Genomic DNA, 17,051 nt, shown 5'->3' on the forward strand with positions numbered 1-17,051 from the left:
CGGAGTTCGACCCCGAGCCATGCTCAATACGCTGCGCAAGATCGTCCAGGAAGTGAACTCCGCCAAAGATCTCAAGACGGCGTTGGGTATCATTGTCTTGCGCGTCAAGGAGGCCATGGGCAGCCAGGTCTGCTCGGTCTACCTGCTCGACCCGGAAACCAACCGTTTCGTGCTGATGGCCACCGAGGGCTTGAACAAGCGCTCCATCGGCAAAGTCAGCATGGCCCCCAACGAAGGTCTGGTCGGCCTGGTCGGCACCCGCGAAGAGCCGCTGAACCTGGAAAACGCCGCCGACCACCCCCGTTACCGCTACTTCGCCGAAACCGGCGAGGAAAAATTCGCCTCCTTCCTTGGCGCGCCAATCATTCACCACCGCCGCGTGGTGGGGGTGCTGGTGATCCAGCAAAAGGAGCGCCGCCAGTTCGACGAGGGCGAAGAAGCCTTCCTGGTCACCATGAGCGCGCAACTGGCCGGGGTAATTGCCCATGCCGAGGCCACAGGCTCGATCAGGGGGCTGGGGCGCCAGGGCAAGGGTATCCAGGAAGCGCGTTTCGTCGGCGTGCCGGGCTCGCCAGGCGCTGCAGTCGGGCGTGCCGTGGTCATGCTGCCGCCCGCTGACCTCGAAGTGGTTCCCGACAAGGCGGTCGACGATATCGACGCCGAGCTCAATCTGTTCCAGAACGCGCTCGAAGGCGTGCGCGAAGACATGCGCAAGCTGTCCGCCAAGCTGGCCACGCAGCTGCGCCCGGAAGAGCGCGCGTTGTTCGACGTCTACCTGATGATGCTCGAAGACGCCGCCCTTGGCGGTGAGGTAACCGAAGTCATCAAGACTGGCCAATGGGCTCAGGGCGCGCTGCGCCAGGTGGTCGGCGAGCACGTCAGCCGCTTCGAGCTGATGGACGATGATTACCTGCGCGAGCGCGCATCCGACGTCAAAGACCTCGGTCGACGCCTGCTGGCTTACCTGCAAGAGGCCCGCTCGCAATCGCTGGTCTATGCCGACAATACCATCCTGGTCAGTGAAGAGCTGACCCCGGCCATGCTCGGCGAGGTGCCGGAGGGCAAGCTGGTAGGGTTGGTGTCGGTACTGGGCTCGGGCAACTCCCACGTCGCGATCTTGGCTCGGGCCATGGGGATCCCGACGGTGATGGGTCTGGTCGACCTGCCGTATTCCAAGGTCGACGGTATCGAAATGATCGTCGACGGCTACAAAGGCGAGGTGTTCACCAACCCCAGCGACGTGCTGCGCAAGCAGTACAGCGATGTGGTGGAGGAAGAGCGCCAGCTCGCCCAGGGCCTTGACGCTTTGCGCGAACTGCCCTGCGTGACCCCCGATGGCCACCGCATGCCGTTGTGGGTCAACACTGGTCTGCTCGCCGATGTTGCCCGTGCCCAGCAGCGCGGCGCCGAAGGTGTAGGGCTGTACCGTACCGAAGTACCATTCATGATCAACCAGCGCTTCCCCAGCGAGAAAGAGCAGCTGGCGATCTACCGCGAACAGTTGGCGGCGTTCCATCCGCTGCCGGTGACCATGCGGACCCTCGACATCGGCGGTGACAAGGCCCTTTCATATTTTCCGATCAAGGAAGAGAACCCGTTCCTGGGCTGGCGCGGCATTCGCGTCACGCTCGACCACCCGGAGATCTTCCTGGTTCAGACCCGCGCCATGCTCAAGGCCAGCGAGGGCCTGAACAACCTGCGCATCCTGCTGCCGATGATCTCGGGCATTCATGAGCTCGAAGAAGCCCTGCACCTGATCCACCGGGCCTGGGGCGAGGTCCGCGACGAGGGCACCGATGTACCGATGCCACCGGTCGGCGTGATGGTCGAGATCCCGGCTGCGGTGTACCAGACCAAGGAGCTGGCGCGGCAGGTGGACTTCCTGTCGGTGGGCTCCAACGACCTGACCCAGTACCTGCTGGCGGTCGATCGCAACAACCCGCGTGTCGCCGACCTTTACGACTACCTGCACCCAGCGGTGTTGCAGGCGTTGAACACCGTGGTGCGCGACGCCCATGGCGAAGGCAAGCCAGTGAGTATCTGTGGCGAGATGGCCGGTGATCCGGCGGCGGCGATCCTGTTGATGGCCATGGGCTTCGACAGCCTGTCGATGAACGCTACCAACCTGCCGAAGGTGAAGTGGATGCTGCGCCAGATCAACATGAGCAAGGCCAAGGAGCTGCTGACCGAGGCCATGGGTCATGACAACCCGCAGGTTATCCACAGCTCGTTGCAGCTGGCGCTGAAGAACCTTGGGTTGGCGCGGATGATCGGCCCGAACAAGGCGCTCTGATTGATGTGTCCCTATCGCCGGCTAGCCGGTTCCAACGGCCTTCGGGGCCTGGCTTGCTGGCGATAGGCATCAGACTTCGAGGGTAACTTCCCCCAAATGCCCACCAAACGGGCCGAAACTGCGCTCGAACAGCCGTCTTCTGCCATGATCGTCCACGATCAGTACCGTACTGGCGCGTGTTCCGTAGCTCTGGCTGGCGATGAACACACTCGACAGCAACTTCTCGGTCGCCAGTCCCACACCCGTCTCAGGCAGTTCGCCATCCGCCGCGGGTTCGGCATCGGCCAGCAACGCCAGCATGCGTTGTGGGTCCGCTGATTCCAGTAACGCCTCCAGGCCGTTTCGCGCCTTCACCAGCTTCGGCCATGGCGTATCCAGCCCGGCATTGGACAGCCCATACACACCGGGGGCCAGCAGTCGGGGCTCTGCTTCGCGGGCATGCAGGTAACCCAGTCGCTGACCGTCACCGACCAGTAAGTTGAACCCCGAATACTGCCCGCTGCGGCTGGCGACTTGGTCGAGATACCCTTCGAGCCCCTGATCACCCTGCAGAAACGCCGCCACCAGTTCACCCCGGCTGCGCGCCCCCAGCGGCTGGCTAGGGTCGCGGATGTTGGTCAGCGCGGCGAAGCGCCCCTGGGGTCCCACGCCCAGCCAGGTGCCCCCGGCCTCCAGGTCGCGACCGGCATACACGCCGGGCGCATCATCCCAGCCCGCCAGGGCCAGTGCGGGACGGGCATAGAATTCGTCACGGTTGGCCGCGACGATCAGCGGCAGGGGGTGTCCGGGCCGCCAGGCGAATACGATCAGGCACATCGGTTGGGCCTCTGTGTTTTTAGCCACTCTACCCATTGCGGCCGTGTCGATCCATCCTGTCACAGACTTCACTAGAGCCCCGAGCCCGGCTTCCGTTACCATGCCGGATTGTTTTTCTTGGGGGCGACGAATGGAGTTCGTACTCTATCTGCTGTTGGGCGCGTGCGCCGGCGTGCTGGCCGGGCTGTTCGGCGTGGGCGGCGGCATCATCATCGTGCCGGTGCTGGTGTTCAGCTTCACCCTGCAGGGCTTCGACCCCTCGGTGCTGACCCACCTGGCGGTCGGCACTTCACTGGCGACCATCGTATTCACATCGATCAACGCCGTGCTCGAGCACCAGCGTAAAGGCGCGGTGCAATGGCCGATTTTTGCCTGGATGACCCTCGGCATCCTCATCGGGGCCGGTATCGGTGCCAAGACGGCTTCGCTCATCCAAGGTCCGCAGTTGCAGAAGATCATCGGTGTGTTCGCCCTGATCGTCGCCGTACAGATGGCCCTGGACCTGAAACCCAAGGCCAGCCGTGGCATCCCCGGCAAGCCCGCATTGGTCGGTGCTGGCGGTGTGATCGGCTGGGCCTCGGCCATTTTCGGCATCGGTGGCGGTTCGCTGACCGTGCCGTTCCTGACCTGGCGCAGCCTGCCCATGCAACAGGCAGTGGCGACCTCCTCGGCGTGTGGTCTGCCGATTGCGGTGGCCAGCGCCCTGAGCTTCATGTGGCTGGGCTGGCGCGAGGAACATTTGCCGGCCCATAGCCTGGGCTACGTGTACCTGCCGGCACTGGTCGGCATTGCCGTCACCAGCATGTTTTTCGCCCGCTACGGCGCGCGTCTGGCGCACAAGCTTTCGCCACGTTTGTTGAAACGCCTGTTCGCAGCACTGCTGTTCTGCGTCGGCCTCAGCTTTTTGATTTGAATCGAGAGGAAGTTCCATGCTGCCTTACCCGCAGATAGACCCCGTGGCCGTGGCCATCGGGCCGCTGAAAATCCACTGGTACGGCCTGATGTACCTGATCGGCATCGGCGGCGCCTGGCTGCTGGCTTCGCGCCGTCTGAACCGCTTCGACCCCACCTGGAGCCGTGAAAAGCTCTCGGACCTGGTGTTCTGGTTGTCGATGGGGGTGATCGTTGGCGGGCGCCTGGGCTACGTGTTGTTCTATGACCTGCACCAGTACCTGGCCAATCCGACGTTGATCTTCGAGGTGTGGAAGGGCGGCATGTCGTTCCATGGTGGCTTCATTGGCGTGATGTTGGCGGCGCTGTGGTTCGGCAAGCGCAATAACAAGTCGTTCTTCGAACTGATGGACTTCGTCGCCCCGCTGGTACCGATTGGCTTGGGCGCCGGGCGTATCGGCAACTTCATCAACGCCGAACTGTGGGGCAAGGCCACCGATCTGCCTTGGGCGATGGTGTTCCCACCGTTCAGCGACCCGGCCCAGTTGCCGCGTCACCCGTCGCAGCTTTACCAGTTCGCCCTCGAAGGTGTGGCACTATTCGTCATCCTCTGGCTGTACTCGCGCAAGCCGCGCCCGACCATGGCCGTTTCCGGCATGTTCGCGCTGTTCTACGGTATCTTCCGTTTCATCGTGGAGTTCGTGCGGGTACCCGACGCCCAGCTTGGCTACATCGCCTTCGGCTGGTTGACCATGGGCCAGTTGCTTTGCGTGCCGATGATCGCCGGCGGCATCTTCCTGATCTGGTGGGCTTACAACCGTAAACCGACGGCCAAGGCCACCGTTTGATTTTCACGGCAGGGGCGATCCCCCTGCCGTTCTTGTTACAGGTAAGCCATGAAACAGTATCTAGATCTGGTCCGTGACGTCATCGAGAACGGCACCTTGCAAGGCAACCGCACCGGTATTCGCACCATCAGCCTGCCGGGCGCCATGCTCAAGTTCGACCTGCAGAAAGGCTTCCCGGCCATCACCACACGCAAGCTGGCGTTCAAGTCGGCCATCGGCGAGATGGTGGGTTTCCTGCGTGGCGTGAAGAGCGCCGGTGAGTTCCGCGAGCTGGGCTGCAAGGTCTGGGACCAGAACGCCAACGAAAACGCCCAGTGGCTGGCCAACCCATTCCGCCAGGGGCATGACGACCTCGGCGAGATCTACGGCGTGCAATGGCGCAAGTGGCCGGGCTACAAGCGCGTTCCGCTGAGCAACCCGGCAGCGATCGAGATGGCTGAAAAGCAGGGCTTTCGCAGGATCGCCCAGGACGAGGAAGAGGGCCAGGCGTTCGTCATCCTGTACAAGGCCATCGACCAGGTGCGTCAGTGCCTGGACACCATCGCCAACGACCCGGGCAGCCGTCGCATCTTGTTCCATGGCTGGAACTGCGCCCAGCTGGATGAAATGGCCCTGCCGCCGTGCCATCTGCTGTATCAGTTCCACCCCAATGTCGAGACCAAGGAAATTTCCCTGACGCTCTACATTCGTTCCAATGACCTGGGCCTGGGAACGCCGTTCAACCTCACCGAGGGCGCGGCCCTGCTGTCGTTGTTCGGCCGCCTGACCGGTTATACCCCGCGCTGGTTCACCTATTTCATTGGTGATGCCCATGTGTACGAGAACCACTTGGACATGCTCAACGAGCAGCTCAAGCGCGAGCCGCTGGAAGCACCCAGACTGGTCATCAGCGACCGCGTGCCGGCGTTCGCCGAGACCGGCAAGTACGAGCCGGAGTGGTTGGAGAAGATCGAGCCGAGTGATTTCTGGCTGGAAGGGTATGAACATCATGCGCCGATGACGGCGCCGATGGCAGTCTGACGGCCCCATCGTCTGCACCGGCCTCTTCGCGGGCACTTCTAGTGCCCGTGACTGCGCCCCACGTGCGAATGCTCGGTTTCTGGCACCGACACCGCCCCGTTCACTTCCAGTTGCTGCAAGATCGCGCATTCGTTTCCCTGTGCGTTGCAGCGCTGTCGCAGTTCCACCAACTGTTCTTGCAACGCCACCAGGCCATCGATTCGCGCCTGCACATGCGCGATATGCTCATCGATCAGCGCATTGACGCTGCCGCAAGAACCTTCCGGGCTGTCGCGAAGGCTTAGCAGGCTGCGGATCTCGTCCAGGGTCATGTCCAAGGTACGGCAGTTGCGGATGAACGTCAGTCGCTCGACATGCGCCTGGGTGTACAGCCGGTAGTTGCCGTCAGTACGAGCGGGCTCTGGCAGCAAGTGCTCTCGTTCGTAATAGCGGATGGTCTCCACGGCGCAGTCGGTGGCTTTGGCCAGTTCTCCGATCTTCATCACGAAATCTCCAGCGTGTGGCTTGACCCTATAGTGGCTACAGGGTGTTCACTTGGCAACAGGCGCATTTTAAGGACGACCTCATGAACCAGCCTGTCAGCCACGAACACACGCACGACCATGCCCACGGCCAGGGTGGCGATAGCCACTGCCACGATTCCCATGCTCACAGCTGCTGCGGCGCCAGTGCTGCGCCCGCGTTCGTGCAATTGACCGAAAAGGCCAGTGATGATGCGCAGTTCAGCCGCTTTCGCATCGAGGCCATGGACTGCCCGACCGAGCAGACGCTGATCCAGGACAAACTGGGCAAGCTGGCCGGTATCGAGCAGTTGGAATTCAACCTGATCAACCGCGTGCTGGGTGTGCGCCACACGTTGGGTGCAACAGCCGACATCGAACGGGCCATCGACAGCCTGGGCATGAAGGCCGAGCCGATTGCTGCCCAGGACGATGCCACGCCAGCCACGCCACAACCGGCCAAGATCCGCTGGTGGCCTCTGGCATTGTCAGGTATTGCCGCGATCGCCGCCGAAATCGTGCACTTTGGCGCACTGGCCCCGGAGTGGGCAGTAGCCGCATTGGCGCTGGCAGCCATTCTTGGCTGCGGTCTGGGCACTTACAAGAAGGGCTGGATCGCCCTGAAAAACCGTAACTTGAACATCAACGCGTTGATGAGCATTGCGGTGACGGGCGCCGTACTGATCGGGCAGTGGCCCGAAGCTGCCATGGTGATGGTGCTGTTTACCATCGCCGAGCTGATCGAAGCGCGTTCGCTGGACCGCGCGCGCAATGCCATTGGCGGGTTGATGCAACTGACTCCGGACATGGCAACAGTGCAGCAGGCGGATGGCCAGTGGCGCGAGGTGGCGGTGCGTGAGGTGGCTCTTGGCGCGCGGGTTCGGGTACGCCCCGGTGAACGCATCGGCCTGGACGGTGAAGTGACCAGCGGCCGATCCAGTGTCGATCAAGCACCGATCACCGGCGAAAGCCTGCCTGTGGAAAAGACCGTGGGCGACAAGCTGTTCGCCGGCACCATCAACCAGGCGGGGGCGCTGGAGTTCCGGGTAACTGCTGCTGCCGGGCAGTCGACCCTGGCGCGGATCATCAAGGCCGTCGAGCAAGCGCAAGGCGCGCGCGCCCCTACCCAGCGTTTTGTCGACCGTTTTTCGCGTATCTACACGCCGGCAGTGTTTGCCATCGCCTTGGCTGTGGCACTCATCCCTCCGCTGCTCATGGCTGGTGCCTGGTTCGACTGGGTTTACCGCGCCCTGGTGCTGCTGGTGGTGGCCTGCCCGTGCGCCCTGATCATCTCGACCCCGGTGACCATCGTCAGCGGCCTGGCGGCAGCCGCGCGCAAAGGCATCCTGATCAAGGGCGGCGTTTACCTGGAGGGTGGACGCCATCTGGATTTCCTGGCCCTGGACAAGACCGGCACCATCACCCACGGCAAACCGGTGCAGACCGACGTCAAGGTGCTGGAACCGACGTTCGAAGACCGCGCACAAGCCCTGGCCGCCAGCCTGGGCGAGCGCTCTGACCACCCGGTTTCCCGCGCTATCGCCCAATACGGCAAGGAGCAAGGCCTGGCCATGAGCGAGGTGGATGATTTTGCCGCGCTGGCCGGGCGTGGCGTGCGAGGCACCATTGCCGGTGAGGTCTACCACTTGGGCAACCACCGCCTGGTAGAGGAGCTGGGGCTGTGTTCGCCCGAGTTGGAATCCCAGCTGGATGCGCTGGAACGCCAGGGCAAGACCGTGGTCCTGCTACTCGACCGCTCTGGCCCGCTGGCGCTGTTCGCCGTGGCGGACACCGTCAAGGACAGCAGCCGCCAGGCCATCGAAGAGCTGCATGGGTTGGGCATCAAGACTGTCATGCTCACGGGTGACAATCCGCATACCGCGCAAGCCATCGCCGCCGTGGTAGGGATAGACCGTGCCGAAGGTAACCTGCTGCCCGCCGACAAGCTGAAAACCATCGAAGCGCTGTACGCCCAGGGTCATCGGGTGGGTATGGTCGGTGACGGCATCAACGACGCCCCGGCCCTGGCCCGCGCCGAGATCGGTTTTGCCATGGCGGCAGCCGGTACCGACACTGCCATCGAGACTGCCGATGTGGCACTGATGGACGATGACTTGCGGAAAATCCCGGCCTTCGTCAGGCTGTCGCGCCACAGTGCGGCGATCCTCATGCAGAACATCGTTCTGGCATTAGGCATCAAGGCGATATTCCTGGCGATCACCTTCGCCGGCATGGCCACCCTGTGGATGGCGGTATTCGCCGACATGGGCGTGAGCCTGCTGGTGGTGTTCAACGGCTTGCGCCTGTTGCGCAAATAGAGGACATGCATGCTGAGTTCGGAGCTGAAAGCCTTCTACATGGTGGCCCGTCTGGGCAGTATCACCTTGGCGGCGAAGAAGCTTGGGCTCAGCCAGCCCACGGTCACCACGCAAATCCGTAACCTGGAAGGCCAGTACGCCGTGGAGTTGTTCTACCGTGGCGGGCGGCGCCTGGTTTTGAGCGAGGAGGGCGTGCGCCTGCTGCCGATGGTCAAGGCATTGCTGCAGCAGGAGGCCGACATCGAGTTCGAGCTGCGCAACAGCGGCCAAGCCCAAGGCAGCTTGCGCCTCGCGGCGACCGCGCCGTTCTACATTCTTGACCTGGTAAAGATCTACCGCGAACGCTTGCCGCAGGTGGAAGTCGCGGTGGAGATCGGTAACTCGCAGCAGGTACTGGAAATGCTTGAGGACTACCGGGTGGACATCGCCGCATCGTCGCAACTGGTAGAAGATCCGCGACTGGTTCGGCGGGTCCTGGGGAGCGATCCGCTGGTGGTGGCGGTGCACCGTAGCCACCCGTTGGCCCATCGCCAGACGGTATCGATCGAGGCGGTGGCCGGGCATTGCCTGCTGGTACGCGAGAAAGGCTCGACCACCCGCAAACTGACCGAGCAGATGATGCAGGAGGCGGGGGTGAAGGCCGGGGCACTGTTGGAAATCGGCAGCCGCGAGTCGATACGCGAGGCGGTGCTGCGCAATATCGGCATCAGTGTGATTGCCCGCCACGAGGTGCCGCACAACCCGGAACTGCGGGTGCTGGCGCTGGAGGATGCGCCAGTCATGCACGAGTACCTGTACTGCCTCAAGGAGCGGCGCCAGGCCAGGTTGCCAGCGGCCTTCCTTGGTGTAGCCCAGGAAGTGGCCGGTTCACGCTTCTGAGGATCTTGCAGGAGCGGTCGATACAAAATCTGCCTATGCCACTATCACCGGCTTTTGCCTGAAAGCCACAGAACCTTCGCACAGCATTCCTAGCATGGCCCCATCTCTTCGATGAGGCCCTGCCATGACCCCCACCAACTCCGGCGCACCACTGAAAGTGCGCAACATCCACAAGCGCTTCGGTGCCTTCACGGCGCTCAACGATGTTTCGCTGGACATCACCGCCGGCGAACTGGTGTGCCTGCTTGGCCCATCCGGCTGTGGCAAGACGACGCTGCTGCGTTGCATCGCCGGGCTGGAGCGTCAGGACCGTGGTGCGCTTTACGTCGGCGAGCGCGATATCTCCGAGCTGCCACCCCAGGCCCGAGACTACGGCATTCTGTTCCAGTCCTACGCGCTGTTCCCCAACCTTACCGTCGAAGCCAACATCGCTTACGGCCTTGCTGGCAGTGGTCGCGAGCAGGTCCGCCAGCGGGTGGCCGAGATGCTCGATCTGGTAGGCCTTTCTGGCAGTGAGAAGAAGTATCCCGGGCAGCTCTCCGGTGGCCAGCAGCAACGGGTGGCCCTGGCCCGCGCACTGGCGCCGTCGCCATCGCTGTTACTGCTGGACGAGCCGATGTCGGCACTGGACGCCCGGGTGCGTGAGCACCTGTGCACCGAACTGCGCGAACTGCAACGCCAGTTGGGTATCACCACGTTGATGGTTACACACAACCAGGATGAAGCCATGCTGATGGCCGACCGCATTGCGGTGATGAACAACGGCCAGGTCGAGCAGTACGCCACCCCGCAGGAAATCTACGACCAGCCGGCCACGCCGTTCGTCGCCGAGTTCGTCGGCCAGGGCAACTGGCTGCCATTCCAACGCCGCGACGACAGCCATGCCCTGGTCGGCGGCCTGGACATGCGTCTGGCGCCAGGTTCGGCCCAGGCCAGCAGTGGCCGGCTGTTCTGCCGCCCGGAGGCCATCACGGTGAACCCAGTGGTACACGAAGACAACGTGTTCCCCGCCAGGGTCCGCGAGATCACCTTCCTCGGTAACCGCTGCCGCATGAGCTTCGAACTCAAGGCGCTGCCAGGCCATGCCCTGCTGGCCGAACTGACGCCCGAGGTGATGCCACGCCTGGGTTCGCAGGATATCTGGGTGGCGTTGCCACCGCAGAGCCTGCAGGTGTTTGCCTGAGATGGCCGTGCCAATGTCCCTGCCGCTCAACCAGGGCAAGGCCGCGCCGCGTGCTGGCGTCGCCCTGAGCGACCGGTTGTTCGTCGTCGGCGGCAAGAGCCTGCTGCTGATCCTTCTGGTGCTGGCCGTGCTGATGCCGCTGCTGGCGATCTTCTGGCGTGGTTTCAGTGGTGAAGCGGGTCAGGGCGGTGGCTTGCTGGCGGCCCGTGAACTGTTCGCCAGCGACAACTTCCACTGGTTGCTGGGCAACAGCCTGTCGGTGGCCTTCACCGTCGCGGTCATCGTCGTGCCGCTGGCCTACCTGTTTGCCTTCGCCTTGCAACGCACGTTGATCCCGGGCAAAGGCCTGTGGCGAGGGATTTCGCTCTTGCCGCTGCTGGCCCCGTCGATGCTGCCAGCCATCGCATTGGTCTACCTGTTTGGCAATCAGGGCCTGCTGCGCGGGTTGTTCGACGACAACATCTATGGTTTCTGGGGCATCGTGCTGGGCGAGGCGATCTACACCTTCCCGCATGCGCTGATGATCCTGCTGTCGGCATTGTCGCTGGCCGATGCTCGCCTGTTCGATGCCGCCTCGAGCATGGGCGCCGGTCCGTGCCGGGCATTTACCAGCATCACCTGGCCGGCCACGCGCCACGCTGTGTTCGCTGCGTTCTGCCTGGTCTTTACCCTGACCATCACCGACTTCGGCGTACCGGTCGTGGTCGGTGGCGACTATCAGGTGCTGGCGCTGGAGGCTTACAAGGCCGTGGTCGGCCAGCAACAGTTTGGCCGTGGCGCGCTGATCGGCATGGTGCTGCTGCTACCAGCCCTGTTCAGCTTCAGCGTCGATGCCTGGCTGCGCCGGCGTCAGGGCCAGGCCATGAGTGGCCGTGCCCAGGTATTCGAACCCAAGCCGTCGCGTGGCCGCGATGCCTGCTGCCTGGCCATCGTGCTGCTGGTGTGTGCGGCATTGCTGCTGGTGATCGGCATGGCAGTGTACTCATCGCTGGTCACCTTCTGGCCCTACAACCTGTCGCTGTCGCTGCGTCACTACAGGTTCGAAGACACCGCCGGTGGCGGCTGGCTGGCCTATCGCAATAGCGTGACCATGGCCATTTGCACCGCGCTGATTGGCAGCGTCGTGATCTTCACCGGTGCCTACCTGATGGAGAAGACCCAGGGCCAACGCCTGCTCAACCAAGCGCTGCGCCTGCTCAGCTTCATTCCCATGGCCGTGCCGGGACTTGTGCTGGGGCTGGGCTACGTATTCTTCTTCAACCTCAATGGCAACCCGCTGCATGTGTTTTACGGCGGCATGGGGTTACTGGTGGTGTGCACCATTGCCCATTACCTCACCACCGCGCAGATGACCGCGACCACTGCCCTGCGTCAGCTCGACGGTGAGTTCGAGGCGGCTGCGCTGTCGTTGAAGGCGCCGCTGTGCAAGCACTTCCTGCGGGTGACCGTGCCAATCTGCCTGCCGGCGCTGCTGGACATCATCCGCTACCTGTTCGTCTCGGCGATGACTACCGTGTCGGCCGCGATCTTCCTGTATAGCCCCGATACCCTCCTGGCCGCCGTTGCCGTGCTGAACATGGACGACGCCGGCAACGTGGGGGGTGCCGCCGCCATGTCCACCTTGATTCTGCTGACCAGTGCCAGCGCTTCACTGTTGCTGGCCACAGCCTCACGCGGCCTGCTGCGCCGCTCCCAAGCCTGGCGCCAACGCGCCGCGACCGCCTGACCTGTAAGGACCCAACCCATGTACAAGCACCTTGCACTTGCCGCAGCCGTTTCCGCCATGTTCAGCCTGCAGGCCTCGGCCGCGGGTACCCAGCTGATGGTTTACACCGCCTTGGAGGCGGAACAGCTCAAAAGCTACAAGCAGGCCTTCGAACGGGCCAACCCGGACATCGAGATCAAGTGGGTTCGGGACTCCACTGGCATCATTACCGCCAAGCTGCTGGCCGAGAAAGACCGTCCGCAAGCCGACGCGGTATGGGGCCTGGCGGCGTCCAGCCTGGCCATCCTCGACCAGAACGGCATGCTCGAAGCCTACGCCCCGAAAGACCTGGGCAAAATCGCCGCCAATTACCGCGATGCCGCCAACCCCCCTGCCTGGGTGGGCATGGACGTGTGGGCCGCGACCATCTGCTTCAATACCATCGAGGCCCAGAAGCAGGGCCTGAGCAAGCCGGTGAGCTGGCAGGACCTGACCAAGCCGGAGTACAAGGGCAAGATCGTCATGCCCAACCCCGCTTCGTCGGGTACCGGCTTCCTCGACGTGAGTGCCTGGTTGCAGACCTTTGGCGAGCCGCAAGGCTGGGCCTACATGGATGCGCTGCACCAGAACATCGGCCAGTACGTCCACTCCGGTTCCAAGCCGTGCAAGCTGGCGGCGGCAGGCGAGTTCCCGATCGGTATCTCGTTCGAGTACCCGGCCGTGCAGCTCAAGCGCCAGGGTGCGCCGCTGGACATCGTGTTGCCGAAGGAAGGCCTGGGTTGGGAAATCGAGGCGACGGCGGTGATCAAGGGAACGCCCAAGGCAGATGCGGCCAAGCGTCTGGCTGACTTCTCGGCAAGCCCAGCGGCCATGGAGCTGTACAAGGAAAACTTCGCCGTACTGGCTGCGCCGGGCATCGCCAAGCCGCAGACCGAGTTGCCGGCGGACTATGAACAACGCCTGATCAAGAACGACTTTGCCTGGGCTTCGAAGAACCGTGATCAGATTCTGGCCGAGTGGCGCAAACGCTATGACGGCAAGTCGGAAAAGGTGGCCCAGCAGTAACCACCTGCCCTTTCTCGGGCGCAGCGGTTTTGTCCGGGAAATGGCCAGCAACCCATCAAGCCAGGAGAAAACAGTCATGCCCACCCCAGCGCAGATCGTGGACAGCACCTTCGCCCTTTATGAGCGGCACGGCAGCGACGACTACATCGGCGAAGCCATCACCCAGCTCGAACACATGTCCCAGGCTGCGCAACTGGCCATGGCCGAAGGGTTCGACGATGAAGTCGTGCTGGCGGCGTTCTTCCATGACATCGGCCATCTGTGTGGCGGTGACGCCAGCATGGGCGGCTATGGGGTGGTTAGCCACGAACGTATCGGTGCCGAGTATTTGCGCCGCTGTGGCTTTAGCGAGCGCATGGCGCGGCTAGTTCAGTTTCACGTGGAGGCCAAGCGCTACCTGACCTTGCGGCAACCGGGGTATTACCAGCGGTTGAGCGAGGCGAGCCGGCGGACCTTGGAATATCAGGGAGGCGTGATGAGCGACTCGCAAGCCGATGCGTTCGAACGGGACCCGCTGTTCGACGTGAGCCTACGGATGCGGGAGTGGGACGAAAAGGCCAAGGAGGTCGGAGTGCCGGTGATCGACCTCCATGTGTTGAGGCAGAAGGCGCTGGCGCTGCTTTAAGGAATGGGCACTTGTGCTCGGCTCTTCGCGGGTAAACCGTTCCTACAGGTTCAATGCAACCCCTGACTGTAGGGGCGGGTTTACCCGCGGAGGGGCCAGGGCGCCTCTCAAAATTGCGAAACCAGCGCCTCCAACTGTTCCTGCCGTTCAGCCTGATTCAGCTTCGCCCCCGGATTGAGGGTCGACCATTGCGGGTGCGCCCGCGCCTTGCTCAAGGCTTCTGGCAACTTGCCCTCGCGCCAGGCCTTTTCATCCAGCTCACCCAGGCGGATGCTGTCTTGCGCGGCATGCCCGCGGTTGTCCAACGCCACCATCAACTGCTGCTGACGCAAGGCCAGCAAGCGTAATACCGTGTCGTCCACGGTCAGCTCGCGCTTGCCCTTGAGCTTGCCCATCAACCGCGACCCATAGTTGCGCGCGGTCTGTAGCGCGCCTCCGGCTATTGCCCCGGCCAATGCCGCCGCGCCCAGGGTGAGGCCGCCAACCAGCAAATCGACTCCGGCACCGGCTGCAGCGCCGGCAGCCACGCCGCTGCCCAGGCGAACACCGAGTAATTTCAAGGTTTCGGGGTTGAACAGATCGTCACCCCAGCGGCCATCCAGTAATGGAAGTTCGCCCGCATGGGCATCCTCACGGCGGAAGGCATACAGCTTCAACAAGGCTTCGACGCAACGCTGTTCACGTTGACGTATATCTTGTCGCAGCGCCTCTATGGCTCGGGCTTCGGCGGCCGGCTCGGCCGCGACACTGCGGCGGCAGGCGGCGCAGTCCAACAGCAGTTCGGCGATCAGACGTTTGCCGCTTTGCTGGCGAGCCAGGCGCTGTGCCTGCTGGTCGTCGATCAAGCGCTGCAAGGCTGGGCGGGCCTCCTCCAACAACAGGGCCAGGCTTTCGTACAAGCGGCGTTCACCGTCTTCGGGCGGGGCCACGCTATCGAACCGCACCAGTGCGTGCAGGCCCAGTCGGGCCAGGGCTTCACGCCACTGCGGTTCGCGGTGTTGGTGGCTGGCGACGAAGTTGAGCACGGGCAAAAGCGGCTTGCCACAGCCGGCCAACACCTCCAGTTCGTCTCGGTACTTGGCCAGCACCGGTTCGCGGGCGTCGATCACGTACAGACCGGCATTGCTGGCCAGCAACTGACGCAGGACCTTGGCCTCCTGCTCGAAGCGCTGGCGCGCTTCGCTGCCCTGAAGAAACCGTTCCAGTCGGGCCGGGCCGTCGAGGCGCTCGCCGGGGCGTTCCAGGCGCTCCAGGTAGTCGAGCAGGGCGATGGCATCTTCGAGGCCCGGGGTGTCGTAGAGCTCAAGCAGCGGCTGGCCATCCACGGACAGGCGTGCGCCTTCGACGTGGCGGGTGGTGCTCGGTCGATGGGATACTTCGCCGAAGCCGACATCGCGGGTGAGGGTACGCAGCAATGAGGTCTTGCCCACATTGGTGTGGCCTACCACGGCCAGTTTCAATGGCTCAGTCATGGCCTTGCTCCAGCCAGGTCAGGGGCGAAGTGTCGGCGTGTGGCAGGCCCAGGCGATCCAGGGCTTCATGCCAGTCGCCCAGTCGTTCGGCATCCAGTCCCTCGCCCGGTGCTGCTTGCAGCAGCCAGATGCGCGTGGCCCCGGCATTGCGTGCCAACTCGGCAAGCAAGGCGAGGCTGCCGCGGTCCGGCGAGCGGCGGGGGTCGCAGGCGACGGCCAGGCGGGCCGGGGGGAAACGGCTCAACTGTTCGAGCAGGCGGTTGCGCGACTCGCGGCTGTCGAGCACGCCAGCATCGGTGACGGCCTTGGGCAAGACGGGAGGCCAGGGGCGCTGGTCATCGAGCTCCAGCCCTACCAGCAGCGCGCCGCCATTGCCGCGCTGAGAGTGGCCCGCTTCGAAGTGCGGCAGGGTGTCGGGGGCAGCATCCTGCACACCGATACGCTCGCTACGAGGCATCAGCACTTCGCGCAGTTGCGCATAGCCTGGCAAACTCAAGTCTAGGGTCAGGCGTTCGCGACCCTGGCGCCAACGCCACAGGCAAAGCCCGGCCAGTAATAGCCGAGGGAGCAGGCCATAGACCAGCACCACGCCTAGCAACCAGCTGGCCCAGGCCTGACGAGCGACCTCCAGGGCCGGTAGTGTGTCGCCGCTGGCTCGAATCATGGTTTCGTCTGGCGTGGCGAAGCCCAGAAGCGAGGGCAGGGCACCCAGTACCTGGGTCAGGTGAATGAATGGCTCGGCGGCCAGCAAGGTGGTTTCCCAGACGAAGCCATAGCGTCGGGTGGCGAGCAAGGCGAGCAGCATCCCCAAGGCGCTTAGCATTGCCAGCAGCCATAGTCCGTGCACCAGCAGGCCAAGCAGCCAGCGATTCAGGCGTTGGCGTTGCAGCAGCACCATCAGGGCGGGCGCCAGATGCGCGGCCTTGGCATCGCGAGCGAAGCGCTCACTGAGCCAGAGCCAGAGGCGCCCAAGGCTGGCGCCATGTTCACCGCTCAGGGTGAAGCCAACAGCCCAGCCCACCAACATCAGCAGGTTCAGCCCGAGCAGGCTGCCCAGCGCCCAGAACACATTCACCGCCCGCTGGCCATCACCCAAGGCCGCCAGCGCCAGGCCAGCGCCGCTGAATACAGCCATCAGCAGCAGAGCCAGCAGCGCCAGGCGGGCGCCTTGCTTCCAGTGGTGCAAGGCAGCGGTCATGCCATCGCGCTCGGCAAGGAACAAGGCGCGGCGCTCGATGCGCACCGCCAGGTCGCCGCCTTGCTGGCGGGCGTGTCGGTTGGCTTCCTGGTCCTCCAGGGGGCCGGCGTGTTCCTCGCGCAGGCGCACCGCTTCGGTGAGCCAGCGCTTGTCGAGTTCGGTCGGTCCAGTCACAAGGTCTTCCATTGCACGGTTCAGGGCAGAAGCATAACCCACGGCGGGTTTGCTATCCTCGCCG

The 17,051-nt window shown here is 63.7% G+C and carries 14 protein-coding genes; 10 read left to right on the top strand and 4 right to left on the bottom strand.

Annotation, left to right across the window (positions count from 1 at the left end):
• Positions 1-19: 19 nt before the first annotated feature.
• Entirely contained in the window at positions 20-2,293 is a 2,274-nt protein-coding gene (ptsP, locus tag VXM67_RS03415) for a phosphoenolpyruvate--protein phosphotransferase (RefSeq protein ID WP_023378159.1), read from the top strand.
• Positions 2,294-2,362: 69 nt separating this feature from the next.
• On the opposite strand, the gene VXM67_RS03420 is transcribed toward ptsP, so the two are convergent.
• Positions 2,363-3,109 carry an NRDE family protein gene (locus VXM67_RS03420; protein WP_023378160.1) on the bottom strand — a complete coding sequence of 249 codons (747 nt, stop codon included), beginning with the start codon at positions 3,107-3,109 and terminating at the stop codon, positions 2,363-2,365.
• A 130-nt stretch (positions 3,110-3,239) separates the two neighbouring features.
• On the opposite strand from VXM67_RS03420, the gene VXM67_RS03425 reads away from it, so the two are divergent.
• The 3 genes from VXM67_RS03425 to VXM67_RS03435 are packed head-to-tail and all read left to right on the top strand — an operon-like array spanning position 3,240 to position 5,868.
• Positions 3,240-4,022, top strand: a complete 783-nt coding sequence (locus VXM67_RS03425) for a sulfite exporter TauE/SafE family protein (protein ID WP_023378161.1) — start codon at positions 3,240-3,242, stop codon at positions 4,020-4,022.
• 16 nt (positions 4,023-4,038) lie between these two features.
• Positions 4,039-4,848, top strand: a complete 810-nt coding sequence (gene lgt, locus VXM67_RS03430) for a prolipoprotein diacylglyceryl transferase (RefSeq protein WP_023378162.1) — start codon at positions 4,039-4,041, stop codon at positions 4,846-4,848.
• A gap of 48 nt (positions 4,849-4,896) precedes the next feature.
• Positions 4,897-5,868, top strand: a complete 972-nt coding sequence (locus VXM67_RS03435) for a thymidylate synthase (RefSeq protein WP_023378163.1) — start codon at positions 4,897-4,899, stop codon at positions 5,866-5,868.
• Between the two features lie 38 nt (positions 5,869-5,906).
• On the opposite strand, the gene cadR is transcribed toward VXM67_RS03435, so the two are convergent.
• Complete coding sequence (gene cadR / locus VXM67_RS03440) at positions 5,907-6,350, bottom strand: cadmium resistance transcriptional regulator CadR (protein WP_023378164.1); 444 nt, start codon at positions 6,348-6,350, stop codon at positions 5,907-5,909.
• A gap of 83 nt (positions 6,351-6,433) precedes the next feature.
• On the opposite strand from cadR, the gene VXM67_RS03445 reads away from it, so the two are divergent.
• The 6 genes from VXM67_RS03445 (at position 6,434) to VXM67_RS03470 (ending at position 14,143) form a co-directional block, all read left to right on the top strand.
• Complete coding sequence (locus VXM67_RS03445) at positions 6,434-8,686, top strand: heavy metal translocating P-type ATPase (protein ID WP_104882297.1); 2,253 nt, start codon at positions 6,434-6,436, stop codon at positions 8,684-8,686.
• A 9-nt stretch (positions 8,687-8,695) separates the two neighbouring features.
• On the top strand, positions 8,696-9,565 hold the full coding sequence (locus tag VXM67_RS03450) for a LysR family transcriptional regulator (protein ID WP_023378166.1): 870 nt from the start codon (positions 8,696-8,698) through the stop codon (positions 9,563-9,565).
• Positions 9,566-9,689: 124 nt separating this feature from the next.
• Entirely contained in the window at positions 9,690-10,748 is a 1,059-nt protein-coding gene (locus VXM67_RS03455) for a putative 2-aminoethylphosphonate ABC transporter ATP-binding protein (RefSeq protein ID WP_023378167.1), read from the top strand.
• 1 nt (position 10,749) lies between these two features.
• On the top strand, positions 10,750-12,474 hold the full coding sequence (locus VXM67_RS03460) for a putative 2-aminoethylphosphonate ABC transporter permease subunit (protein WP_023378168.1): 1,725 nt from the start codon (positions 10,750-10,752) through the stop codon (positions 12,472-12,474).
• A gap of 18 nt (positions 12,475-12,492) precedes the next feature.
• Entirely contained in the window at positions 12,493-13,518 is a 1,026-nt protein-coding gene (locus VXM67_RS03465) for a putative 2-aminoethylphosphonate ABC transporter substrate-binding protein (protein WP_023378169.1), read from the top strand.
• A 76-nt stretch (positions 13,519-13,594) separates the two neighbouring features.
• Positions 13,595-14,143 carry a phosphonate degradation HD-domain oxygenase gene (locus tag VXM67_RS03470; protein WP_023378170.1) on the top strand — a complete coding sequence of 183 codons (549 nt, stop codon included), beginning with the start codon at positions 13,595-13,597 and terminating at the stop codon, positions 14,141-14,143.
• A gap of 107 nt (positions 14,144-14,250) precedes the next feature.
• On the opposite strand, the gene VXM67_RS03475 is transcribed toward VXM67_RS03470, so the two are convergent.
• On the bottom strand, positions 14,251-15,615 hold the full coding sequence (locus tag VXM67_RS03475) for a GTPase/DUF3482 domain-containing protein (protein ID WP_023378171.1): 1,365 nt from the start codon (positions 15,613-15,615) through the stop codon (positions 14,251-14,253).
• On the bottom strand, positions 15,608-16,999 hold the full coding sequence (locus tag VXM67_RS03480; RefSeq protein ID WP_367237498.1) for a DUF2868 domain-containing protein: 1,392 nt from the start codon (positions 16,997-16,999) through the stop codon (positions 15,608-15,610). Before VXM67_RS03480 ends, VXM67_RS03475 begins: the two co-directional genes overlap by 8 nt.
• Positions 17,000-17,051 lie beyond the last annotated feature (52 nt).

The sequence above is a fragment of the Pseudomonas sp. Rh2 genome (assembly GCF_040762985.1).
Taxonomy (GTDB): Bacteria; Pseudomonadota; Gammaproteobacteria; order Pseudomonadales; family Pseudomonadaceae; genus Aquipseudomonas; species Aquipseudomonas taiwanensis.